This is a genomic window from Enterobacter cloacae complex sp. BZL2005, from assembly GCF_049238885.1.
GTDB lineage: Bacteria > Pseudomonadota > Gammaproteobacteria > Enterobacterales > Enterobacteriaceae > Enterobacter > Enterobacter roggenkampii.
This window is the reverse complement of record NZ_JBMKGI010000005.1, coordinates 275091-296770: the sequence shown is the minus strand read 5'-3', so window position 1 is coordinate 296770 and position 21680 is coordinate 275091. Positions and strand designations below refer to the sequence as shown.

The window sequence follows — 21680 nt, the reverse complement described above, 5'->3', positions numbered from 1 at the left end:
ACCTGCGTGGTAAATAATTCGCCTTACCCGGCCGACAAAACGCAAAACCCTGTAGGTCGGGTAAGCGAAGCGCCACCCGACACGTTTAAGGCTCACATCTTAAACAGCCAGCACGCCGCGAAATGCCCTGGCGCGATCTCCTGCATGGCAGGCTCCTGCGTCTGGCAAACCGGCATGGCGTGCGGGCAGCGGCTGCAGAACTTACAGCCCGGCAGCGCGGACGTAGGGACGGGCATTTCGCCGCGCAGGGTGGCGTCTTCGAGGTTGCGAATCCGCGGGTCGGGCTGGGGAACCGCCGCCAGCAGCGCGCGGGTATAAGGGTGCGCCGGACGCTGATACAGCTCATTCGCCGGGGCCACTTCCACCAGCTTACCGAGGTACATCACCCCAATGCGGCTGGAGATATGGCGCACCATCGAGAGATCGTGGGCGATGAACAGATAGGTCAGCCCCAGCTCCTGCTGCAGGTCCTGCAGAATATTCACCACTTGCGCCTGCACCGAGACGTCCAGCGCCGAGAGCGGCTCATCGCATAGCACAAATTCAGGACGCACGGACAACGCGCGGGCAATACTGATGCGCTGACGCTGCCCGCCGCTGAACTCATGCGGAAACCGCTCAAGGTGTTCCTGCTTAAGCCCCACTTTGTAGAGCAGCGTTTCCGTCCGTTCGCGCTGTTCTTCACGGCTGTAGCCGTGGATCTGCATCGGCTCGGCCACCAGCTGCCGCACCGTCATGCCGGGGTTAAGCGAGGAGTAAGGGTCCTGAAAAATCGCCTGCATCCGCTTACGCAGCGGCTTGAGCTCTTTTTCGCGGGCATGGGCAATCGCCTGTCCGGCAAAGTGGATCTCGCCCGCGGTGATATCGAAAAGGCGCAGGATGGCGCGCCCGAGGGTGGATTTCCCGCAGCCGGACTCGCCCACCAGGCCAAACGTCTCGCCGGGCTGGATATCAAAGCTCACGCCATCAACCGCCTTCACCGCCGCGCCTTTACGCAGCAAACCGCCGTTAAGCGGGTAGTGCTTGCGCAGATCGCGCACGCTCACTAAGGGCACCTGTTGTTCACTCATGCCTGAATCTCCTTATCGGCCCATAGCCAGCAGGCGGCGCGATGGCCCTCTCCCATGGCGTAAAAGGCAGGCTGCCGCTCACACTGGGGCATGCGTTTCGGGCAGCGTTCGGCGAACGGACAGCCCGGCGGCGGGTTAAGCAGGCCAGGCGGCGCGCCTTCAATGGGCGATAAACGTTGATTGACCTCATCCGGGCGCGGCAGCGAGGCCAGCAGCCCCTGGGTATAAGGATGCGCAGGACGATAAAAAATGTCTTCCACGCTCCCCTCCTCCATCACCAGCCCGCCGTACATCACCACCACGCGGCTGCAGACCTGCGCCACCACGCCGAGATCGTGGGTGATCAGCAGAATCGCGGTTTGGGTCTGCTGTTGCAGGCTTTTCAGCAGTCGCAGGATCTGCGCCTGAATGGTGACGTCCAGCGCGGTGGTCGGCTCATCGGCAATAAGCAGCTTCGGGTTGCAGGAGAGCGCAATGGCGATCATTACCCGCTGGCGCATCCCGCCGCTGAACTCGTGGGGATACTGGTCGTATCGGCGTTCCGCCTCGGCAATCCCCACCTGTTCCAGCATGGCGATCGCCGCCGCTTTGGCCACTTTTTGGGTGAGCCCTTTATTGCGCATCAGGATCTCCGCCATCTGTTTGCCGATGGTCAGCACCGGGTTCAGGGCGGTCATCGGATCCTGAAAAATCATCGCGATCTCGTTGCCGCGAATGGCGCGCATCTGCGCAGGGGTTTTCTGCGCCAGATCGTCATTCTGGAAGCGGATGCTGCCGCCGGTTATCCGTCCGTTGCTCCCCAGAAGCTGAATGATCGACTTACAGGTGACGCTTTTCCCGCAGCCCGACTCGCCGACGATGCCGACGAGTTCCCCCGGCTGCACCTGAAAGCTCACGCCGCGCACCGCGTGAACCTCACCCTCGCGGGTGCGGAAGGTGGTTTGCAGGTTCTCAAGCGCTAATAAGCTACTCATCGCGATTCGCTCCTGGCTCAAAGGCGGTACGGAACACATCGCCCAGCACGTTAAAGCTGAACACCGTCAGCAGGATCAGGATGCCGGGGAACATCGCCAGCCACGACGCTTCGCCAATATAAGACTGGGCGTTGTTGAGCATGCTTCCCCACGACGCCGCCGGTGCCTGCACGCCCAGCCCTAAGAAGCTGAGCGTCGACTCCATCAGAATGGCCGAGGCGATATTGAGCGTGGCGGCCACGATAATGGTCGGCAGCACGCCGGGAATAATGTGGCGCACGATAATGCGCAGCGGGTGCTCCCCCGATGCGCGGGCATAAAGCACATACTCGCGCTCTTTCACCGACAGGGTTTCTGCGCGCACCAGCCGCGACATGTTCATCCACGTCAGCAGGCTGATGATCAGAATGATGTTATCCACGCCCGGCTTGAGGTACGCATTCACCACCAGCAGCAGGAAGAAGGCCGGAATGGCCATCAGGATATCCACGGCGCGCATCATCAGGTTGTCCAGCCAGCCGCCAAAGTAGCCGCTCACCGTTCCCACCACCGTGCCGATAAGCGTGGAAAAGAGCATGGCGAGAAAACCGACCATCAGGGAGATCTGCCCGCCATACAGCGCGCGGGTGAAGTAGTCGCGCCCGTACTCGTCGGTGCCGAACCAGTGTGCGGCATCCGGCGGCAGCGTGCGTGCGCCGAGGGCCATCCGATCCGGATCGTACGGACTCAAGCCCGCACAGAGTGCGGCGACAACGAAAATAAAAAGCACAAACAGGGAGAACTGCGCCGGACGATTGCGGCGCAGCTGGTGACGAACCTGCTGCCAGCGTCTGCTCATGCGGGTTACCTCAGCGTACGAATGCGGGGATCGGCGAAGCGATAAAGCAGATCGGCGATCAGGTTACCGACGATCAGCATCATCGACGAGAGCATGATGATCGCCATGATCAGCGGGTAGTCCAGCGAGGCGATCGACTGGATCCCGAGCAGCCCCATCCCCGGCCAGGAGAAAACGCTTTCCGTCACGTAGGCCCCCACAATCAGCTCACCGAACGACAGCCCAAACAGGGTGATCACCGGCAGCAGCACGTTTTTCAGCACGTGGCGGAACAGAATGCTAGAACGCGTGGCGCCGTAAGCCAGCTGGGTCTGCACGTAGTCGGCCGAGAGCTGCGAGATGGTGTTGGAGCGGATGTAGCGCACGTAGCTGGAAAGGTTATAAAACGTGAGGGCAATACACGGCAGCACGCCGTGGCGCAGCACGTCCAGCGCATTATCCTCCATGCCGATGGTGCGCATCCCCATGCTGGGGAACCAGTTAAGCTGCACGGCAAAAACGGTGATGAGTAAAATGCCGAACCAGAAAATCGGCACCGAGATGCCGATATAGGCGAACAGGTTCAGCAGGTGATCCAGCCAGCGGTGCTTAAATGCCCCCGCCAGCAGGCCCAGCGGGATGGCCAGCACGATCGCCAGCAGCAGCGACGCGCCCATCAGCCCCAGGGTGGCCGGAATGCGTTCGCCGATCATCTCGAGCACCGGGCGGTGGTAAATCAGCGAATAGCCGAGATCGCCCTGCAGGACGTTTTTCAGCCACAGGACGTACTGCGTGACCAGCGGCTTATCCAGCCCCAGGCTCTGGCGAATACGTTCGATATCTTCCGGAGCCATGCGCGGCGTGATGTACGCCGCCACCGGATCGCCGGGCGCGAGCTTGACCAGCAAAAACGCCACCAGCGAAATGAAGAAAAGCATCGGCAGCAGCTGCAGCAGCCGACGCGTGAGAAGTGTGTTCACGACATGCCCTTACCAAGGCCCCGACCCGACGGCCGGGGCAATCGCTTATTTCTGATAGATTTTTGACAGATCCTGGAACAGATAGACCGGTTTCGGCTCCGCTTCCTGGGTGCCGCCGAAACGCTTGTCTACCGCGACGGTCGCATTGGTATAGGCGATCGGGTAGTACGTCATGTCGTTCGCCACGATCTGCTGAATTTGCTTGTAGATATCGGCACGTTTCGCGGCGTCGGTTTCCACGGCGCCTTTATCCCACAGGGCATCAAACTGCGGATTTTTGTAGTGCGCGTAGTTATAGGCTTCGTTGCTCATGAACAGCGATTTGTAGCCGTCCGGCTCTGAGCCCATGATGTAGCCGCCCAGGTTCAGCTCCCACGCGGTGTTGTTCATATCGAGGCTGCGCTGGGACATGGCGTTGGAGTCCAGCGGCATCAGCTCCACGTTCACCCCAATGCCCTTCAGCGCCTGCTGAATGTAGAGCGCCATGCTCTCCTGGGTTTTGTTGGTATTCACATACGCCAGGCGCAGCTTGAGGTTGTCCGGCGCGCCGGACGCTTTAAGCCGCTCTTTAGCTTTTTGCAGGTCGAATGTGTATTGCTCGACGTCATCCGTCTTGTAAAGCGTATCGGGCGTCAGGAAGGACGTCGCGGGTTTGGCGTAGTCCAGCGAGGTAAAGGCGGTCTGGGTCAGCTCGTCTTTGTTGATGGCGTAAGCAATGGCCTGACGCAATTCTTTGCTCTTCATTACCGGCACGTTCTGGTTGAACGTCATATAGGCCAGACGGCCTTCCGGATAGACCACGAAGTCAAACTTACCGGTATTTTTCAGGCGGTTCACATCCTGCGGGTCAACCATCTTGAGGTTGATTTCACCGTTTTGCAGCGCAAGGTTGGCGGCGTTACTGTCTTTGGCGAAACGGTAGGTCACCGAATCTAGCTTCGCTTTGCCGTTCCAGTAATCGTCAAAACGGGTCAGGGCATAATATTGTCCGGCGCGGTACTCTTTAAATTTGAACGGCCCGGAGCCGACCGGTGCATCGTTTTTGCTGCTCTTTTCCAGGTCGCCTTCGCTGGCGAACACGTGCTGCGGGATCGGGTAGATCTGTACCAGCGTGCCGGTAAAGGCCGCGCTGACCTGCGGTAAGGTGAACTTAACGGTGCGGTCGTCAACCTTGCTTACCTGTACCGGCTTATCGCCGTAGGTGAACATGCTGCGGAAGAAGCTGTGCTGTTTGGCATCGAGCAGCTTGTTGAACGTAAAGACCACGTCGTCCGCCGTCAGCGGCTGGCCGTCCTGCCATTTCAGGTTGGGTTTTAACGTCAGGGTGTAGCTCAGGTTGTCGGCAGAGGGCGTCAGGCTTTCCGCCAGGCCCCATTCGATCTTACCGTTGTTGAAGCTATAGAGGGGAGCATACAACGCTTGCATGATCGTCAACGTGGTACGGTCGCTGGCGTAGAGCGGATTTACAGCTAACGGGTCGCCGGAGGTAATACCGATAATCAGCGAACCGCCCGCTTTTGGCGCATCGCTTTTTGCCGCTGAGGGCGTATTTGTCTCTTTATTTTTCGCATCATCACAGCCCGCCAGGCCTAACGCGAGCGAAACAACCACTGCCGATAACAGAAGCTTGCGCATCTCACTAACTCCTTGCCTTATAAAGTGTTTATGACTGCATCTTTTATTTATGTTGAAGCATCATATGCAGCTTTATCCGTTTACGCATTAATTATGAAAATGCGATTTTCGATTAAGCTTATGCCGGATTTGATATATATAAGCGCCGGAAGGAATAGCGGCAGATCGATTACGCTCAGTTCGTTAAACGCTTCACAAATCTCCTGCTACACTGCCTCAACACATCACTCAAAAGGCAGGCCAACATGTCAGACAACACGTATCAGCCACCCAAAGTGTGGGAATGGAAAAAGAACAACGGCGGCGCGTTCGCCAACATCAACCGCCCCATTTCCGGCGCGACCCATGAGAAAGATCTTCCTGTCGGCTCTCACCCGCTGCAGCTTTACTCGCTCGGCACACCGAACGGCCAGAAGGTGACGATCATGCTCGAAGAGCTGCTGGCGCTGGGCGTAACGGGCGCGGAGTACGACGCGTGGTTGATCCGCATCGGCGAGGGCGACCAGTTCTCCAGCGGCTTCGTTGAGGTGAACCCGAACTCGAAAATCCCGGCGCTGCGTGACCACTCCACGAACCCGCCAACGCGCGTCTTTGAATCCGGCAATATCCTGCTCTATCTGGCGGAGAAATTCGGCCACTTCCTGCCGAAAGATCCGGCGGGACGCACCGAGACGCTGAACTGGCTGTTCTGGCTGCAGGGCGCGGCGCCGTTCCTCGGCGGCGGTTTTGGCCACTTCTATAACTATGCCCCGGTGAAAATTGAGTACGCGATTGACCGCTTTACCATGGAAGCCAAACGCCTGTTCGACGTGCTGGATAAACAGCTGGCGCGCGGTCGCTACGTGGCGGGTGAGGAGTACACCATTGCGGATATCGCCATCTGGCCATGGTTCGGCTGCGTGGCGCTGGGCAGCGTGTATAACGCCGCTGAGTTCCTCGACGCAGAAAAGTACACCAACGTGCAGCGCTGGGCGAAAGACGTGGCGAACCGCCATGCCGTTAAGCGCGGACGTATCGTTAACCGCACCAGCGGCGAGCTGAACGAGCAGCTTCACGAACGCCACGCGGCGAGCGACTTCGAGACCAATACGGAAGATAAGCGTCAGGCGTAATGTTCTGCCGGGCGGATCGCCGCCCGGCAACCGAGATCCTTTCGCAGGGCATGATTGGCCTAAAGGTTGAGCCGGTATTGCTGGCACTATCTGTGCGTTTTTCTCACCTCAGAGTGAGAAGCGACGTATCAACCGACAGCAGTCACAAAGGATCTGTTATGAAACTGATTAAAACAACGCTGGTTATCAGCGCCCTCATTTTTTCCACCTCGGGAATGGCCATCGATAAAACCGCCGCTGGCGCGGTAGCAGGTGCTGCCATTGGCGCGGCCACGGGCAAAGATCTGAAATCCACCGTTGGCGGTGCCGTTGTTGGCGCAGGCACGGGTGCCATGTTCAAAAACGGCGACAAAGGTAAAGCCGCGCGTAAAGGCGGCGCCGTAGGGGCTGCCGTGGGCGCAGGCGCCGCGGCGGTTACCGGCAAGAGCGTGCTGAAAGGTGCAGCCGTTGGCGCAGGCACGGGCGCGCTTATTGGTGAAGCGACGCACTAATAGTTTTCGCCGGGCGTCGCAGCGCGTGCCCGGCCTCATGGCTGTTCAGTAATAACTCCCTGCACCCAATCACGACTATTTGCCCTCAACTTATGGTCATAAATGTCACCCGGAATATATCAATGGTGATCGTCATACTGATGCTCAATCACCATTCCTTCCGCCACGCTCGCCACATGGCGTGCACGCGGATGATAGACCGGTGCAGGGGCGGCATACGTTGTTTGTACAGGTGCAGGCGCAACGCTTACCGCCTCAGGAACCGTGGCTGACTGCGGAACAATCACGACCTTATACCCGGCAGGAACATCGACCGTGACGCTCTGGGCCATCGCTGTATTGACCACGGCAAAACCTGCCAGGGCAGCAAATAAAATAATACGGTTTTTCATAAAATGAATTATTTCCTGTATCAAGAAGATAATTCATTATGTCGACTGAATCTTAAGACAATATTAATTTTCATGTTCTGAAATGTGCAGAAAATGCCAAATATATTGTCACAAGCGAATATTTTAATTTTTGAAATATATTGACTTACGCTTTTTAAAAAGGCGGCAAGAAACATGCTCGCATGCCGCCTCGCCTGTTATGTTAATACTTTATATCCCGCGTTTTTTGCCGCCCGGCCTGTTTCATCTGACGTTTATCCTGGCGGCAGTCGTGATTACTCTGGTTATTGTTCGCCACGCAGGTCTGCTTCACCTGCCGTGACGCGTCGCGGGTTTCCTGCCTGACATCACGCGCCACGCGCCGCTCCTGCGCCTGCTGGGTCGCACTGGTGGAAACCGAGAAAAGCGTCAGAAAAATGAGAGAAAGGACAGGGATAAAAGATAACGATCTGTTCATAGCAACACCTCGTAGAAGAGAGTCCAGAACGTCAGGGGTTAGCAAAAGAATAGCAGTTTCAGAGCACGCGGAATGGGGAAGGCGTTAATAATGTAAGGCCGCTCAAGGCGGCCTTATCACGTTGCGTTATGCCGTCAGGCGGAACTTCTGCACCGAGCGCTGAAGATCTTCGGTCTGACGCTCCAGCGCCGAAGCCGCCGCGGAAACCTCCTCCACCAGCGAGGCGTTTTGCTGGGTGACGCCGTCCATCTGCGTAATGGCGATACCGACCTGCGAAATGCCTTTACTCTGCTCCTCAGAGGCAGAGGCGATTTGCTTCATAATGGTCGTCACTTCCGTCACGTCCCGCAAAATCGCATCCATGGTCGTACCCGTGTCGCTTACCAGCTTTGCACCCTGCTCGACGCGGGAAACGGAATCGGTAATCAGCCCCTCAATCTCTTTCGCCGCGTTGGCGCTGCGGCTTGCCAGGTTGCGGACTTCGCCCGCGACGACGGCGAAGCCGCGCCCCTGTTCGCCCGCGCGTGCTGCTTCAACCGCCGCGGCTGGCGGTGGTTGAGGCCACATCGGCCAGCTGGCTTGCCTGGCGGGCGCTCTCCGCGTTCAGTTTCACCGTAGCGGTCAGCTGTTCCATGCTGGCTGCCGTCTCTTCCAGCGCCGCCGCCTGCTCTTCGGTACGGGAGGAGAGATCGTTGTTACCGCTGGAAATCTCCGTCGCCCCGCGCCAGATATTTTCACTGCCGGAGCGGATCGTGCTGACCGCCTCGCGCAGGCTGTCCTGCATGGCGCTCAGCAGCGGCACCAGCTGTCCCACGCAGTTGCGGCCGAACGGTTCAATGGGCTGGCTGAGATCGCCCTGAGCAATCTGGCGGAACTGCTGGCGAATGCGGTCCAGCGGTTTGACCAGCATCGCGACCAGGTAACGGTCGGTGAAGAGCAGGATCAGCAGACCGACGATCGTGGCGACGATAATCACCGTACGGGTCATGCTGGTCAGGCCGTCCACCACCACGCGGGTGCTTTCGAGCGACTTCGCGGCAGCATTGTTGAACTCTTCAGCCGCCGCGCCGAACGCGCGGCTCAGCGTTGGCGTGACGTTATTGGCCTGCTGACGATAGCCGTCCAGCGCGCCCAGTTTCGCCTGCTGCATTTGCGGCGTCACGCCCTGTTCGAGCAGCGCCTGCCAGGCACCGATCACCCGGGAAGAGACCTGGGGATCCATTGGGCCTGGGGAGATCGCCTTCATCTCGGCGAGCTTCTTGCCCATGTTATCCAGCGCCTGCTGGGCAGAGGCCAGATCCGGCGTGCCGCCTGCGGCTTTGACTTCCATTGCGCGGCTCAGACGGGTCACAAAGCGGAAATACTGATCGTTGCCCTGGCTGAGCACCGTCATCTGCTTGACCAGCTGGCGGTCCACCTCGTTGCCATCTGAAACGCGAGACAGAGACCAGGTGCTGTACAGCCCAACACCCGCCCACATTAAACAAAAGATCCCGAGAATCGCCAGCATGACGAAACGGATCGTGAAATTACGGAGCATATTCATAAGTCTTCCTTGCCGTGAGGGTGAATTCGCCCAGAGGCGAGTCTTACCCTCGTTATCGGCAGAAACTGACGAAGTTATACTATTTCGCGCGTAATTTTATAAAAATCTTCGCTACCCTGCCGTTCGCCGGAAAAGGATAATCACTGCGGGGAAAATCTTACTGCTCAATACATGTTTTCATATTTCAGCAGCCGTCGAAATGTAAAACAGACAAACAGTTAATTAACCTCACAACCCGAAAGGATGAATACCCTAATGAATGAGACGGTCAAAGAACCGCACGACCGGTCAAGAAACCCTTTAATTTGTATGCAAATCATTCCAAAGCATTTAGCTCATGAATTAAATTAAATTTATTAATCAGATTTAATTATTTAAACGCTAATTATTGTGCAGGATATTTTTTAGATTTCATTACATCCTTACCTGCTGAGGAAGTTCTTATTTTAAATAAATTCATTTAAAAAGAGCCGGACAATTTTCGACTCATCCAGAGAACTTCAAATGCGCAAATTAATGAATCGTACATTGCTTTCGCAATGTGTATTAGTGGCTTTAACGTCATTTGGCGCCCAGGCTAACGTAACGCCCGCTACGCCCTGCCAGCCGGGCGTGACATCGCAGACCTGCGGCTTAACGAAATATGTTGATAATAGTTTCTATGAAGATCCCGGCGTGACTAATGCCATTATGGCCGACACCACCGCAAATAATATCTTTATGGATGGAAGCCGTGAATCAGGGGATACCCAGTCATTAACCGTTTCTGGTACCGACATGTCCGGCCATTATATTCAGGGCAGCAACGGGGGGACGGCTAATATTACGGTGAATAACGGCGCCACCGTCGATATGATCGAAGTGGGCAATACCGGTGCAACCACCAATACGACGGTGACCATCGATGACGCCACGCTGAATGGCGAAAATGACGCCGGAAGCTACGAGGGCAAGAAAGCCTATATGATGGGTTCCGCCATTTATCTCGACCCCATGGATAAAGGTTACCACACCGTCAACGTTGAGGACGGCAGCATGCTGCACGGCAGTATTCTCAGTGCGGGAGCCGGTGCACAAAATATTGCCATCAGCAACAGCACGATGGATAAAGGCGGTATTTACGCGGGTAGCGATAAATCTGATACCAATATTACGCTGACTAACGCTTCCGTGGATGCCTCGCAGAGCGAAATCGCGCAGAACATCGACACGCTGGCGGTAAAACTGAGCGGATACAAGCCCTTCAGCGACATCAACCTGGATGCCTTTGGCGATGTCGCCATCGCGATGTACGGAACGAAGGCTGATTCGCTGGCGCTGGATAACAGTACGGTCACCGGCGACATTGGGGCCTTTAACGAAAACGGCACCACGCTGATTTCATTGACCAATAACAGCGTGGTAAATGGCAATGTGACCGTCGATGGTAACGCCGCAAATTCCGTTCTGGTGGATAACAGCACCGTGAATGGCGAGATAAATACCAGCCAGAGTACGGGCAATAGCACAATTACGCTGCAGAACAACGCGACCGTCAACGGTGATATTACAACGGGTGCAGGTGATGATACGGTCGTGCTGACCAATGATTCACATGTCAATGGCAATGTTAACGGTGGTGACGGCAGCGATACTCTGTCAATGGATGCGGGCAGTTCCATATCCGGACAAATAAGCCAGTTTGAAACGGTAAATACCACCAGCGATAACAGCATTGCCATTGATAAAATTAACGATGCAACCAGCTGGAGTTTGCAAAACGGTTCAACCCTGATTGCCAACACCACCGGCAGCAATGCGCTGGTTACCATGAGCACCGACAGCTACGTGAATTTCGGTAATATTACCGGCGCCAATAACGCCGTGGTGGTGAACAGCATTACGCCGTCAGCGCAAAATCAGCAGGGAATAGTCCTGGGGACCTTCACCACGTCGGGCAGCAGTGCGCCGCAGAATTATGCAGCAGCCACGTTTACCAACGGCGACCAGACCGTGGAGAACCGTAGCGGCGCCTATAACTACAACAACAGTCTGAATATTGTTGCGGCCGACAGCGCGCCTCAGGCTCAGCTGACTGCAGATAATAGCCAGAGCTGGAATATTGAATTTAACAGCCAGAAGGGCAACCTTGCGAGCGACGTTCAGGGGCTGGTAGCCGGCCTGGATGCAGCGGAACAGGCCGGGCATCAGGTAGCGGATGACATCAGCAACCACATGAACCAGGTGCATCTGGCAAACCTGCTGGGAGAACAGCAGGACGGTGCGCAGGTCTGGGGCGATTTCCTTTATCAGAACGGTAATTTCAGCAACGACGTCGACTATAAAAGCATCACTCAGGGTGCGCAGGGCGGCGTAGACTGGACGGCGCATCTGGACAACGGCGACAGCGTCACCGGCGGTATCGCGCTGGCGTGGACGCGCAGCCGCGTGCAGGACACCAGCGACGGCGCGGATAGCTTCAAAGACAGCGTTTACGGTAACTACTACAGCCTGTATGGCGGCTGGCAGCAGGCGCTGAACGGCCGAACCTGGGGTCTGTTTGCTGACGGCAGCTTCAGCTACGGCGATATGCGTTACTCGCTGTCTGCCAACAACGTGACGGGCGATACCAGCGGCATGACGGAAGCGCTGCACGGCTCCACCGATGGCAGTCTGTATCTGGCGCAGGCCCGCACCGGGGTGAACGTGTTGCTGCCAGGCGAAACGCTGCTGCAACCCTACGCCACTCTTGGCTGGGATCAGACCAAAGCGAACGGCTTCTCTGACAGCGAAGTCACCTTTGCCGACAGCCAGGTCTCTTCCTGGAACGGCGGCGCGGGCGTGAGGCTCACCACCACCCTTCGCGATTTGAACAAGAATGTGAAGGTGATGCCGTGGATCGACGCGCGCTTCCAGAAAGAGTTCAGCGATGACACCGACATTCAGGCGGCGGATTATCACAACACCTCCGGTCACAACAACACCATGGGCATCTTTGGGGCAGGTATCAACGCCACCATCGCCCATAACTTCACCCTGACTACCGGCGTCTATGTCGGTACTGGCGATGTGGATAACGATGCCAGCGTACAGGCGGGGATGAGCTACAGCTTCTGATTGTCGTCTGATTGCCCGGTGACCTGCGTGTACCGGGCAGTGCGGGACTCAACGTCTGACGCATCCCGGGGAAAATTGCTGGCAGGGAGTTCTGCCATCGCTTCTCCCCGGGATTTGTGTTTTGATAAGGACAGAATGAAAACGCCGTTTCAAAAATTCATCGATAAGAAAAGGAGACATCATGTCCTGGTACCCTGCCCCTGACCGCTACGAGAATATGCAGTACCGCCACTGTGGCAAAAGCGGCCTTCGCCTGCCCGCGCTTTCGCTTGGCCTGTGGCATAGCTTCGGCCATATTCAGCCTCTTGATGCCCAGCGGGCGCTGCTGCGTAAAGCCTTTGACCTCGGCATTACCCATTTCGACCTTGCCAACAACTACGGCCCGCCAGCAGGCAGCGCGGAAGAGAATTTTGGCCGTCTGCTGCGGGAGGACTTTGCCGCGTATCGCGACGAGCTGGTTATCTCCACCAAGGCGGGTTACGACATGTGGCCCGGGCCATACGGCTCAGGCGGATCGCGCAAATATCTGCTCGCCAGCCTCGATCAGAGCCTGAAACGCCTGGGCGTCGACTACGTGGATATTTTCTATTCCCACCGCGTGGATGAAACCACGCCGATGGAAGAGACGGCCTCTGCGCTGGCGCAGGCTGTTCAGAGCGGCAAGGCGCTGTACGTGGGCATTTCCTCCTACTCAACCGAGCGCACGCAAAAAATGGCCGAGCTGCTGCGCGAGTGGAAGATCCCCCTGCTGATCCACCAGCCGTCCTATAACCTGCTCAACCGCTGGGTCGATAAGACCGGTTTGCTGGATGCGCTGGCGGCAAACGGTACCGGGTGCATCGCCTTTACCCCGCTGGCGCAGGGGCTGCTGACCGGAAAATACCTGAACGGTATTCCTGAAGATTCACGCATGCAGCGTGAAGGCAAGAAAGTCCGCGGTCTGAACGAAAAAATGCTGACCGAAGCCAACCTGAACAGCCTGCGTTTGCTGAGTGAAATGGCGCAGGCGCGGGGTCAGACTATGGCGCAGATGGCGTTGAGCTGGCTGCTGAAAGACGCGCGCGTGACGTCAGTGCTGATTGGCGCAAGCCGCCCGGAACAGATTGAGGAGAACGTTCGGGCGCTGGATAACGTGTACTTCAGTGAGGACGAACTCAAGCGGATTGACCAGCATGTTGCGGATGGGGAGTTGAATCTGTGGCAGGCGTCGTCCGATAAATAAGACCGCACCGAGCAGTCCCCTCTCCCCTTTGGGGAGAGGGTTAGGGTGAGGGGTAAGGCGTACTTTACTTCTTACTGATCTTATCCAGATACCCCATCACAAACGCAGACAGCACAAACGTCAGATGGATAATGACGTACCACATCAGTTTGTTATCCGGCACGTTCTTCGCGTCCATAAACACGCGTAGCAGGTGGATAGAAGAGATCGCCACAATCGACGCGGCCACTTTATTCTTCAGCGACGAGGCATCCATTTTGCCCAACCAGCTGAGCTTCTCTTTTCGCTCGTCGATATCCAGCTGAGAGACGAAATTCTCGTAGCCGGAGAACATCACCATTACCAGCAGCCCGCCCACCAGGGTCATATCCACCAGCGACAGCAGAACCAGAATCAAATCCGCCTCGGCAATGGAAAAGATATTCGGCAGAACGTGCAGGATTTCCTGAAAGAACTTAATCGTCAGCGCGATAAGCGCCAGCGAAAGGCCAAAATAGACGGGAGCCAGTATCCAGCGAGAGGCGTACATGGCATTTTCAAAAAAGCGTTCCATAAAGTCCTGTTTGCAAGAGAAACCAGCGCCCAGTATATCCCAATGGCGCTGACTGTTTGCAATAGCTCACCAGTATGGTCACTCAGACGTTGTCGGGGTTAACCTCGGGACGGGCGTATTCCGGCCAGACCAGCACCACCAGCTCCGGGTAGGCTTCAAGGCTGAACTCACGAAAACACTGACGCAAATTTAATACGTCCAGATCGGAATAAGAGACCTTCTCGCCGTTAAGGCAGCGTTTTTTGATATTGTCATAATATTTATACACGGCTGAATTGAGATCGCTACAGCGACGCTGTGCTTCAAACAGTCCGGGCGTGTCATTAATTTCCGACATTTTCATGCGTTTAATTGTCGCGTGTAAAAAGTCGATATATTCATGGTTCACCCGCCAGTACCAGACAGGCGTAACGGAGTTCATCAATACAGAGAAATGGTCTTCCCCTTCCTCTTTTGTCATGAGTTCCGGTTGCGGCGGTTCACTGGTGTCTTTCGACACTTTCGTTTTATTGAACTCCTGCATCAATAAAAGCACACCAGCGGTCAGTAATAGTAATGTGATGACCGTAAAAAAGATGCTGTTCATGGGTAGGCTCCATTTTTTTTGATTTTAAATTTGCCTCATGATATTGTCAACGAATCTCACGCCTTTACCAACCCCACCCTGTTGAAATTAAAGGAAATTAAAAATGCTGCCCGACTATCTCGTCCCGGCTAAGTACCACATTACGCCTGTGGAACAGCAACCGACGGAAGCAGAAAAAGAGGTCAGTTTCACTCAGGGGAAAAGAAAGCTCTCTGATTTCGAGCCTGATATATTAATTGGTGTTTCCCGTACCGGCAAATCCCGTAATATGTTGCTGGAAGAGCACGATCGTCATATAAAAGACCGCTTATTTCGCGCTATAAAAATTGAAGCCTTTGTCCACCTGCTGAATGATCTGCAGGCCGAAGGTGAAATAGATGCCCAGAAACTAAGTCAAATATTGGCCGAAAAAACCAAAGAAATTAACGAAGCGGGCAATGAAATTTGGCTTAACTTAATTACGCGCGAAAAAAACAACCCAATTTTTTATAGTCTGGGGGAGGATTAACGTGAAGGAAGTTAAAAATAACGACGTTTATTTGACTTTGGATGATAAAAAAAGTGATGAATTTATCTTAAAGCAAAATCTCGACGCGCTGCGAAACACAAAAAATGACGAGATGACGCGCATTACACAAGACCTGGTATCGATCCCGGCGACGCTAGTGCGGCTGAAATGGCAGAATCGCCGTGAGATTTATCCGCTGCAGGTCAAAGAAGAAATTTACGGTGCCGTGATGAACGCCATCATGGAACAGCGGCCAGAGCTAAAAGAGAAGCTTCTGGGACGCATTGAGGCCAACTACCAGTATCTGCTTGCCAGAGAGATCGCCACCCTGCGTCTGACGCGCAAACTGTCAGACGGCGAGTACCGTACCTCAAACGTCACCTGCGTTGCGCTTGATGAGGACGCGCTGGCAACCCCCTCTACCGCACCGACGGAAAATAAAAACGCATAAACCCAACAGGCATAAAAAAAGCCGGCTTTCGCCAGCTTCTTTATCACTTCGCGGCCGCTTTCTCTTCGCCGACCAGCCCAATCTTCAGATAACCCGCCTGATGCAGCGTGTCCATTACCTTCATCATGGTTTCATAATCCACGGTTTTATCCGCACGGAAGAAGACCGTGGTGTCTTTTTTACCGCCGGTAAGCTGATCCAGCGCCGGGATAACAGAGTCGGCCGTTACCGGGTCGTTACCGAGGAACATCGATTTATCGGCCTTCACGGACAGATAGACAGGCTTTTCCGGGCGCGGCTGCGGCTGGCTGGACGAGGCTGGCAGATTCACCTTCACGTCCACCGTCGCCAGCGGCGCGGCCACCATGAAGATGATCAGCAGAACCAGCATGACGTCGATAAACGGCGTCACGTTGATCTCATGCATTTCGCCGTTATCGTCCAGATTTTCGTTTAGACGCATCGCCATAATATCAACCTACGCGCAGTTTGGACGCCGCGTGCACCGGCTTAACGGCGCTGGCATTCAGGTCGAGATCGCGGCTCTGCAGCAGCAGAACCTGCGCGGCAACGTCACCGAGGGTGGCTTTGTAGCTGCCAATCATCCGCGCGAAGATGTTGTAGATAACCACCGCCGGAATCGCCGCGACCAGACCAATCGCCGTTGCCAGCAGCGCTTCGGCGATACCCGGCGCAACGACCGCCAGGTTGGTGGTTTGGGTCTGCGCGATACCGATAAAGCTGTTCATGATGCCCCAGACCGTACCGAAAAGACCGATGAACGGCGAAATCGCGCCGATGGTGGCCAGATAACCATTGCCGCGCCCCATGTGTCGGCCAACCGCCGCCACGCGACGCTCCAGACGGAAACCGGTACGCTCTTTTATGCCTTCGTTATCTTCACTGCCCGCGGAGAGTTCCAGCTCGTTCTGTGCTTCATTCACGAGCAGGGTGGTCAGGCTTTTCGCGTGGAAGGATGAGGTCATATCTGAGGCCTGATCCAGAGAGCGAGCTTCAGCCAGCTGCTGCTGTTCCCGCTTGAGGCGACGCTTCTGCGAAAGCAGCTCGGCGCTCTTGCTGAAGAAGATAGCCCAGGTGACAACGGACGCCAGAATCAGGCCGATCATCACAATCTTAACCACGATGTCAGCATGCTGATACATGCCCCAAACGGAGAGATCCGCCTGCATCAAATTATTACCCACTCTGTATCTCCAGGACGCAAATCACAAAATCTGAACGTAATAATATCAAAACATCGTCGAATTGATAGTAGTTATCATTAGTATTTGCATAGTGCCGCAATTTTCGTTCACTTTCCTTGCGCTTACGCAGTAAAAATTTCTTATGCGCTTTTTTGCTAATATTTTCTGCTTATTCGATAAGCCTGCGGGTGCAGTTTTTTCCAATCGTGGTAGTCTGGACGTCCAGACGTATAAAAACAGGGTTAGCGAACATGACAACGAAGCATCTTGATACCACGCTGGTACAGGCAGGACGCAGCAAAAAATATACTCAGGGATCGGTCAACAGCGTGATTCAACGCGCCTCCTCGCTGGTGTTTGACACCGTAGAGGAGAAAAAAAACGCCACGCGCAACCGCGCAAAAGGCGGGCTGTTTTATGGTCGTCGCGGCACGCTAACCCACTTTTCTCTGCAGGAAGCGATGTGCGAACTGGAAGGCGGCGCAGGCTGCGCGCTGTTCCCGTGCGGCGCGGCGGCGGTCGCCAACACCATTCTGGCGTTTGTGGAACAGGGCGACCATATCCTGATGACCAACACCGCCTATGAACCCAGCCAGGACTTCTGTACCAAAATCCTCAGCAAGCTCGGCGTGACAACCGGCTGGTTCGACCCGCTGATTGGTGAAGGTATTGCCGAGCTTATTCAGCCAAACACGCGCATTGTGTTCCTGGAATCGCCGGGGTCACTCACCATGGAAGTTCACGACGTGCCGGCTATCGTCAAGGCCGTGCGCAGCAAAGCGCCAGAGGCGATCATTATGATCGACAACACCTGGGCGGCAGGCGTGCTGTTTAAAGCGCTGGAATTCGACATTGATATTTCCATCCAGGCGGCGACGAAATACCTGATTGGCCACTCTGACGGCATGATTGGTACTGCGGTTTCCAACGCGCGCTGCTGGGATCAGCTGCGTGAAAACGCCTATCTGATGGGCCAGATGGTGGATGCCGACACGGCGTACATGACCAGCCGCGGACTCCGCACGCTGGGCGTTCGCCTGCGTCAGCACCACGAAAGCAGCCTGAAGGTGGCCGAATGGCTGGCGCAGCATCCGCAGGTTGAGCGCGTAAACCATCCGGCGCTGCCGGGCAGTAAGGGGCATGAATTCTGGCAACGTGACTTTACGGGCAGCAGCGGTTTGTTCTCGTTTGTGCTGAAAAAACGGCTGAATAATGACGAGCTGGCAAGCTATCTGGATAATTTTAGCCTCTTCAGCATGGCCTATTCTTGGGGCGGTTTTGAATCCCTGATCCTGGCTAACCAGCCGGAGCAGATCGCGGCCCTGCGCCCCGGCGGTGAAGTGGACTTCAGCGGTACCCTAATACGACTGCATATCGGTTTAGAAAATGTTGACGATCTGATTGCGGATTTAGCAGCAGGGTTCGAGCGTATCGTGTAGAGTGCTGGCTGAAAATGTACTCTCTGGACGCTTTTGTGGACACCGCAAGCAGAAAAGTCTGCATGAGTTGCGCCCGGGATCAAACCCGTCGGGCGAATTAGGGAGTACAATAGCGCTATATCTGCTGTTCCACAGGAAAGTCCATGGCTGTTATTCAAGATATTATCGCGGCGCTCTGGCAACATGATTTTGCCGCCCTGGCGGATCCTCACGTCATAGGCGTCGTCTATTTCGTGATGTTCGCAACGCTGTTTCTGGAAAATGGATTACTGCCAGCCTCGTTTTTACCCGGTGACAGTCTGCTTTTGCTTGCCGGGGCGTTGATCGGCAAAGGCGTCATGGACTTTACGCCCACGATGGTTATCCTCACTTCCGCAGCCAGCCTGGGCTGCTGGCTGAGCTATCTGCAGGGCCGCTGGCTCGGTAACACGCGCGTGGTCAAAAGCTGGCTGGCGCAGTTACCCCATAAATACCATCAGCGTGCAACCTGCATGTTTGACCGACACGGCCTGCTTGCGCTGCTGGCCGGACGTTTTCTGGCGTTCGTTCGCACCCTTCTGCCGACGATGGCGGGCATTTCCGGTTTGTCGAACCGCCGCTTCCAGTTCTTCAACTGGCTGAGCGCCCTGCTTTGGGTTGGCGTGGTGACGACATTCGGCTACGCGCTGAATATGATCCCCTTCGTGAAACACCACGAAGATCAGGTGATGACCTTCCTGATGGTGCTGCCGATGTTCCTGCTGGTGGCGGGTCTGGTGGGCACCATCGCGGTAGTGATTAAGAAGAAGTACTGCAGCGCATAATTCAACAAAGCCGGGTGGCGCTATCGCTTACCCGGCCGACGTTTTTCGTCAGGCTCCCTGCATCGTTCTTATACGTGACGCATCCTCTCCCGGCGTGACGCCGAAATAGCGCTTAAACTCCCGACTGAACTGCGACGCACTTTCATAGCCCACCCGCATCGCCGCCGCGCTGGCCTTCATGCCGTCGTGGATCATCAGCATCCGCGCCTTATGCAGCCGGTAGGTTTTGAGGTACTGCAGCGGCGAAGTGCTGGTCACCGATTTAAAGTTATGGTGAAACGCCGAGACGCTCATATTGGCTTCCGCCGCCAGCTGGTCGACGCTGAGGTTTTCGGTGTACTGGCTTTCGATACGCTTGAGCACGCGGCTTATCAGGCTGAAGTGGGTCTGTCGGCTCACCAGGGCAAGTAACGCGCCGCCGCCCGGGCCCAGCAGCACGTGGTACAGAATTTCTCGGATAATCTGCTTGCCCAGTATGCGCGCGTCCAGCGGCCTCTCCATGACGTCCAGCAGACGCTCAATGGCGCAGAGGATCTCTTCCGACAGCGTTGCCGAGTTGATCCCGCTTGAGGCCATCGAAGGCTGGAAGAGTTCGTCTTCGCCAATCTCCATCAGCAACTCCTGCAGCTGGAGGATATCAACATTGACGCGGATCCCCGCCAGCGGAACCGCCTCTGTCGCGAAGGTTTCACATTCGAAGGGTAAAGGTACTGTCAGCAGCAGATATTCATTGGTGTCGTAGCGGAACACGCGCTCGTTGATATAGCCAATTTTATGGCCTGAAAAGAGAAAAACGATGCCCGGCTGGTACATGACCGGCGTGCGCGTTCCGGGCTGCGTGCCGTAGAGCAGGCGAATGTCCGGCAGCAGATCGCTGGCACGATTTTCATTATCTATCAATCTCTTAATCTGCGCAGTGAGCTGCTGGCAGATAGCCTCACGGTTCATCTTGCGTTACTCCGGGTGCGGTTTTCGACGTTGACAGTGTGCGTTGTTTTCCGCGCTTTCTCCAGCGCTCTGTAGAAATGGGCAAGACATCGGCAGGAATGTGCATTGAGGGCGTAGCCCCGGACGGCCACAATGAGCAGCATCAGGTCGCCCTCTGCGCACCACGGTTTTTCACCCACTAAAGGGAACGAGCAATGAACAACTTTAATCTTCACACCCCAACCCGCATTCTGTTTGGTAAAGACGCTATCGCTGACCTGCGCGCACAGATCCCTGCTGACGCCCGCGTGCTGATCACCTACGGTGGCGGCAGCGTGAAAAAAACCGGCGTGCTGGATCAGGTTTACAGCGCGCTGGACGGTCTGGACGTGCGTGAGTTCGGCGGCATTGAGCCAAACCCGTCCTACGAAACGCTGATGAACGCGGTGAAAATCGCCCGCGAAGAAAACATCACCTTCCTGCTGGCGGTCGGCGGCGGCTCCGTGCTGGACGGCACCAAATTCATCGCGGCGGCAGCGCACTATGCTGACGGCATCGATCCGTGGCACATTCTGGAAACCCGCGGGAGCGACATCAAAAGCGCTATCCCGATGGGCTCCGTGCTGACCCTCCCGGCCACCGGTTCTGAATCCAACAAGGGCGCGGTGATCTCCCGCAAAACCACCGGCGACAAGCAGGCCTTCATGAACGAACACGTTCAGCCCGTGTTCGCCATCCTGGACCCGGTTTACACCTACACCCTGCCTGCGCGTCAGGTCGCGAACGGCGTGGTCGATGCCTTTGTTCATACCGTTGAGCAGTACGTCACGTATCCGGAGAATGCCAAAATTCAGGATCGTTTTGCGGAAGGCATTTTGCTGACGCTGATTGAAGAAGGTCCGAAAGCGCTGAAAGAGCCGGAAAACTATGACGTTCGCGCCAACGTGATGTGGGCCGCCACACAGGCGCTGAATGGCCTGATCGGTGCTGGCGTGCCGCAGGACTGGGCGACCCACATGCTGGGCCACGAACTGACGGCGATGCACGGTCTGGATCATGCGCAGACGCTGGCCGTTGTGCTGCCTGCGCTGTGGAATGAAAAACGTGATACCAAACGCGCCAAACTGCTGCAGTACGCTGAGCGCGTGTGGAACATCACCGAGGGTTCTGACGATGCGCGTATTGATGCCGCCATCGAAGCGACCCGCAGCTTCTTTGAAGGTCTGGGCGTGCCAACGCGTCTGTCTGGCTACGGTCTGGACGGTAGCTCCATCCCAGCCCTGCTGGCGAAACTCGAAGAGCATGGCATGACCCATCTGGGCGAGCACGGCGACATCACCCTGGACGTCAGCCGCCGTATTTACGAGGCGGCACGCTAAGCGTTTTTGTCCCCCCGACTTTCGTTTTTTGACATTT

General features: G+C 55.9%; 21 protein-coding genes and 1 pseudogene. 9 read left to right on the top strand and 13 right to left on the bottom strand.

The window, feature by feature from the left end:
• Positions 1-92 precede the first annotated feature (92 nt).
• From ACOTXI_RS12505 to ACOTXI_RS12485, 5 genes are read right to left on the bottom strand one after another with little or no spacing between them, the layout of a single operon-like run.
• A complete protein-coding gene (locus tag ACOTXI_RS12505) occupies positions 93-1070 on the bottom strand; it encodes an ABC transporter ATP-binding protein (RefSeq protein WP_058653872.1) in 978 nt (325 codons plus the stop codon).
• Positions 1067-2044, bottom strand: a complete 978-nt coding sequence (locus tag ACOTXI_RS12500; RefSeq protein WP_058653871.1) for an ABC transporter ATP-binding protein — start codon at positions 2042-2044, stop codon at positions 1067-1069. Before ACOTXI_RS12500 ends, ACOTXI_RS12505 begins: the two co-directional genes overlap by 4 nt.
• Positions 2037-2882: an ABC transporter permease gene (locus ACOTXI_RS12495; protein ID WP_023294546.1), complete on the bottom strand. Its 846-nt coding sequence runs from the start codon at positions 2880-2882 to the stop codon at positions 2037-2039. Before ACOTXI_RS12495 ends, ACOTXI_RS12500 begins: the two co-directional genes overlap by 8 nt.
• 5 nt (positions 2883-2887) lie before the next feature.
• The gene (locus ACOTXI_RS12490) at positions 2888-3841 is read right to left on the bottom strand and encodes an ABC transporter permease (RefSeq protein WP_008499794.1); all 954 of its coding nucleotides are present in this window, start codon (positions 3839-3841) and stop codon (positions 2888-2890) included.
• 45 nt (positions 3842-3886) lie between these two features.
• The gene (locus ACOTXI_RS12485) at positions 3887-5476 is read right to left on the bottom strand and encodes an ABC transporter substrate-binding protein (protein ID WP_055321448.1); all 1590 of its coding nucleotides are present in this window, start codon (positions 5474-5476) and stop codon (positions 3887-3889) included.
• A 245-nt stretch (positions 5477-5721) separates the two neighbouring features.
• On the opposite strand from ACOTXI_RS12485, the gene yghU reads away from it, so the two are divergent.
• Both yghU and ACOTXI_RS12475 read left to right on the top strand, forming a co-directional pair.
• Complete coding sequence (yghU, locus tag ACOTXI_RS12480; RefSeq protein WP_008499796.1) at positions 5722-6588, top strand: glutathione-dependent disulfide-bond oxidoreductase; 867 nt, start codon at positions 5722-5724, stop codon at positions 6586-6588.
• 158 nt (positions 6589-6746) lie between these two features.
• On the top strand, positions 6747-7079 hold the full coding sequence (locus ACOTXI_RS12475) for a glycine zipper domain-containing protein (protein ID WP_008499797.1): 333 nt from the start codon (positions 6747-6749) through the stop codon (positions 7077-7079).
• Positions 7080-7198: 119 nt separating this feature from the next.
• Here the strand turns inward: ACOTXI_RS12475 and ACOTXI_RS12470 are convergent, their stop codons facing one another.
• The 3 genes and pseudogenes from ACOTXI_RS12470 to ACOTXI_RS12460 form a co-directional block, all read right to left on the bottom strand.
• Positions 7199-7471 carry a hypothetical protein gene (locus tag ACOTXI_RS12470; protein WP_008499800.1) on the bottom strand — a complete coding sequence of 91 codons (273 nt, stop codon included), beginning with the start codon at positions 7469-7471 and terminating at the stop codon, positions 7199-7201.
• Between the two features lie 202 nt (positions 7472-7673).
• On the bottom strand, positions 7674-7928 hold the full coding sequence (locus tag ACOTXI_RS12465) for a hypothetical protein (protein WP_058653869.1): 255 nt from the start codon (positions 7926-7928) through the stop codon (positions 7674-7676).
• Between the two features lie 126 nt (positions 7929-8054).
• Positions 8055-9474 (bottom strand): annotated as a pseudogene (locus tag ACOTXI_RS12460) (methyl-accepting chemotaxis protein).
• Between the two features lie 549 nt (positions 9475-10023).
• Between ACOTXI_RS12460 and ACOTXI_RS12455 the strand changes: the two are divergent.
• Positions 10024-12570 (top strand): autotransporter outer membrane beta-barrel domain-containing protein, encoded by a 2547-nt coding sequence (locus ACOTXI_RS12455; protein ID WP_223825737.1) that lies wholly within the window; start codon positions 10024-10026, stop codon positions 12568-12570.
• 181 nt (positions 12571-12751) lie between these two features.
• Complete coding sequence (locus tag ACOTXI_RS12450; protein ID WP_058653868.1) at positions 12752-13792, top strand: aldo/keto reductase; 1041 nt, start codon at positions 12752-12754, stop codon at positions 13790-13792.
• A 64-nt stretch (positions 13793-13856) separates the two neighbouring features.
• Here ACOTXI_RS12450 and ACOTXI_RS12445 read toward each other — a convergent pair whose 3' ends face one another.
• Positions 13857-14345 carry a TIGR00645 family protein gene (locus tag ACOTXI_RS12445; RefSeq protein WP_008499805.1) on the bottom strand — a complete coding sequence of 163 codons (489 nt, stop codon included), beginning with the start codon at positions 14343-14345 and terminating at the stop codon, positions 13857-13859.
• An 82-nt stretch (positions 14346-14427) separates the two neighbouring features.
• Positions 14428-14931, bottom strand: coding sequence for an ESA_00282 family adhesion-associated protein (locus ACOTXI_RS12440; protein WP_008499806.1), 504 nt, complete (start codon positions 14929-14931; stop codon positions 14428-14430).
• A 103-nt stretch (positions 14932-15034) separates the two neighbouring features.
• Here ACOTXI_RS12440 and ACOTXI_RS12435 point away from each other — a divergent pair, with 103 nt between their 5' ends.
• Positions 15035-15439 carry a hypothetical protein gene (locus tag ACOTXI_RS12435; RefSeq protein ID WP_008499807.1) on the top strand — a complete coding sequence of 135 codons (405 nt, stop codon included), beginning with the start codon at positions 15035-15037 and terminating at the stop codon, positions 15437-15439.
• A 1-nt stretch (position 15440) separates the two neighbouring features.
• Positions 15441-15890, top strand: coding sequence for a hypothetical protein (locus ACOTXI_RS12430; protein ID WP_058653867.1), 450 nt, complete (start codon positions 15441-15443; stop codon positions 15888-15890).
• 43 nt (positions 15891-15933) lie between these two features.
• Here the strand turns inward: ACOTXI_RS12430 and exbD are convergent, their stop codons facing one another.
• Together exbD and exbB are read right to left on the bottom strand one after the other, a co-directional pair.
• On the bottom strand, positions 15934-16359 hold the full coding sequence (gene exbD, locus ACOTXI_RS12425; protein ID WP_008499809.1) for a TonB system transport protein ExbD: 426 nt from the start codon (positions 16357-16359) through the stop codon (positions 15934-15936).
• A gap of 4 nt (positions 16360-16363) precedes the next feature.
• Positions 16364-17095, bottom strand: coding sequence for a tol-pal system-associated acyl-CoA thioesterase (gene exbB, locus ACOTXI_RS12420; protein ID WP_021242115.1), 732 nt, complete (start codon positions 17093-17095; stop codon positions 16364-16366).
• 251 nt (positions 17096-17346) lie between these two features.
• Between exbB and metC the strand changes: the two genes are divergently transcribed.
• Together metC and yghB are read left to right on the top strand one after the other, a co-directional pair.
• Complete coding sequence (gene metC / locus ACOTXI_RS12415; RefSeq protein WP_008499811.1) at positions 17347-18534, top strand: cystathionine beta-lyase; 1188 nt, start codon at positions 17347-17349, stop codon at positions 18532-18534.
• A gap of 143 nt (positions 18535-18677) precedes the next feature.
• Positions 18678-19337 carry a DedA family general envelope maintenance protein YghB gene (gene yghB / locus ACOTXI_RS12410; RefSeq protein WP_008499812.1) on the top strand — a complete coding sequence of 220 codons (660 nt, stop codon included), beginning with the start codon at positions 18678-18680 and terminating at the stop codon, positions 19335-19337.
• Between the two features lie 48 nt (positions 19338-19385).
• On the opposite strand, the gene ACOTXI_RS12405 is transcribed toward yghB, so the two are convergent.
• A complete protein-coding gene (locus ACOTXI_RS12405; protein ID WP_008502996.1) occupies positions 19386-20285 on the bottom strand; it encodes an AraC family transcriptional regulator in 900 nt (299 codons plus the stop codon).
• Between the two features lie 194 nt (positions 20286-20479).
• Here ACOTXI_RS12405 and yqhD point away from each other — a divergent pair, with 194 nt between their 5' ends.
• On the top strand, positions 20480-21643 hold the full coding sequence (gene yqhD, locus ACOTXI_RS12400) for an alcohol dehydrogenase (RefSeq protein WP_058653866.1): 1164 nt from the start codon (positions 20480-20482) through the stop codon (positions 21641-21643).
• Positions 21644-21680: the final 37 nt, after the last annotated feature.

Excerpts from the sequence above, each read along its gene's own strand:
- ACOTXI_RS12440 (WP_008499806.1), bottom strand. The coding sequence starts at position 14,931 with ATGAACAGCATCTTTTTTACGGTCATCACATTACTATTACTGACCGCT.
- metC (WP_008499811.1), top strand. The coding sequence starts at position 17,347 with ATGACAACGAAGCATCTTGATACCACGCTGGTACAGGCAGGACGCAGC.
- ACOTXI_RS12505 (WP_058653872.1), bottom strand. The coding sequence starts at position 1,070 with ATGAGTGAACAACAGGTGCCCTTAGTGAGCGTGCGCGATCTGCGCAAG.
- ACOTXI_RS12470 (WP_008499800.1), bottom strand. The coding sequence starts at position 7,471 with ATGAAAAACCGTATTATTTTATTTGCTGCCCTGGCAGGTTTTGCCGTG.
- exbD (WP_008499809.1), bottom strand. The coding sequence starts at position 16,359 with ATGGCGATGCGTCTAAACGAAAATCTGGACGATAACGGCGAAATGCAT.
- yqhD (WP_058653866.1), top strand. The coding sequence starts at position 20,480 with ATGAACAACTTTAATCTTCACACCCCAACCCGCATTCTGTTTGGTAAA.
- ACOTXI_RS12495 (WP_023294546.1), bottom strand. The coding sequence starts at position 2,882 with ATGAGCAGACGCTGGCAGCAGGTTCGTCACCAGCTGCGCCGCAATCGT.
- yghB (WP_008499812.1), top strand. The coding sequence starts at position 18,678 with ATGGCTGTTATTCAAGATATTATCGCGGCGCTCTGGCAACATGATTTT.
- ACOTXI_RS12500 (WP_058653871.1), bottom strand. The coding sequence starts at position 2,044 with ATGAGTAGCTTATTAGCGCTTGAGAACCTGCAAACCACCTTCCGCACC.
- ACOTXI_RS12405 (WP_008502996.1), bottom strand. The coding sequence starts at position 20,285 with ATGAACCGTGAGGCTATCTGCCAGCAGCTCACTGCGCAGATTAAGAGA.
- yghU (WP_008499796.1), top strand. The coding sequence starts at position 5,722 with ATGTCAGACAACACGTATCAGCCACCCAAAGTGTGGGAATGGAAAAAG.
- ACOTXI_RS12465 (WP_058653869.1), bottom strand. The coding sequence starts at position 7,928 with ATGAACAGATCGTTATCTTTTATCCCTGTCCTTTCTCTCATTTTTCTG.
- ACOTXI_RS12485 (WP_055321448.1), bottom strand. The coding sequence starts at position 5,476 with ATGCGCAAGCTTCTGTTATCGGCAGTGGTTGTTTCGCTCGCGTTAGGC.
- ACOTXI_RS12435 (WP_008499807.1), top strand. The coding sequence starts at position 15,035 with ATGCTGCCCGACTATCTCGTCCCGGCTAAGTACCACATTACGCCTGTG.
- ACOTXI_RS12475 (WP_008499797.1), top strand. The coding sequence starts at position 6,747 with ATGAAACTGATTAAAACAACGCTGGTTATCAGCGCCCTCATTTTTTCC.
- ACOTXI_RS12445 (WP_008499805.1), bottom strand. The coding sequence starts at position 14,345 with ATGGAACGCTTTTTTGAAAATGCCATGTACGCCTCTCGCTGGATACTG.
- ACOTXI_RS12450 (WP_058653868.1), top strand. The coding sequence starts at position 12,752 with ATGTCCTGGTACCCTGCCCCTGACCGCTACGAGAATATGCAGTACCGC.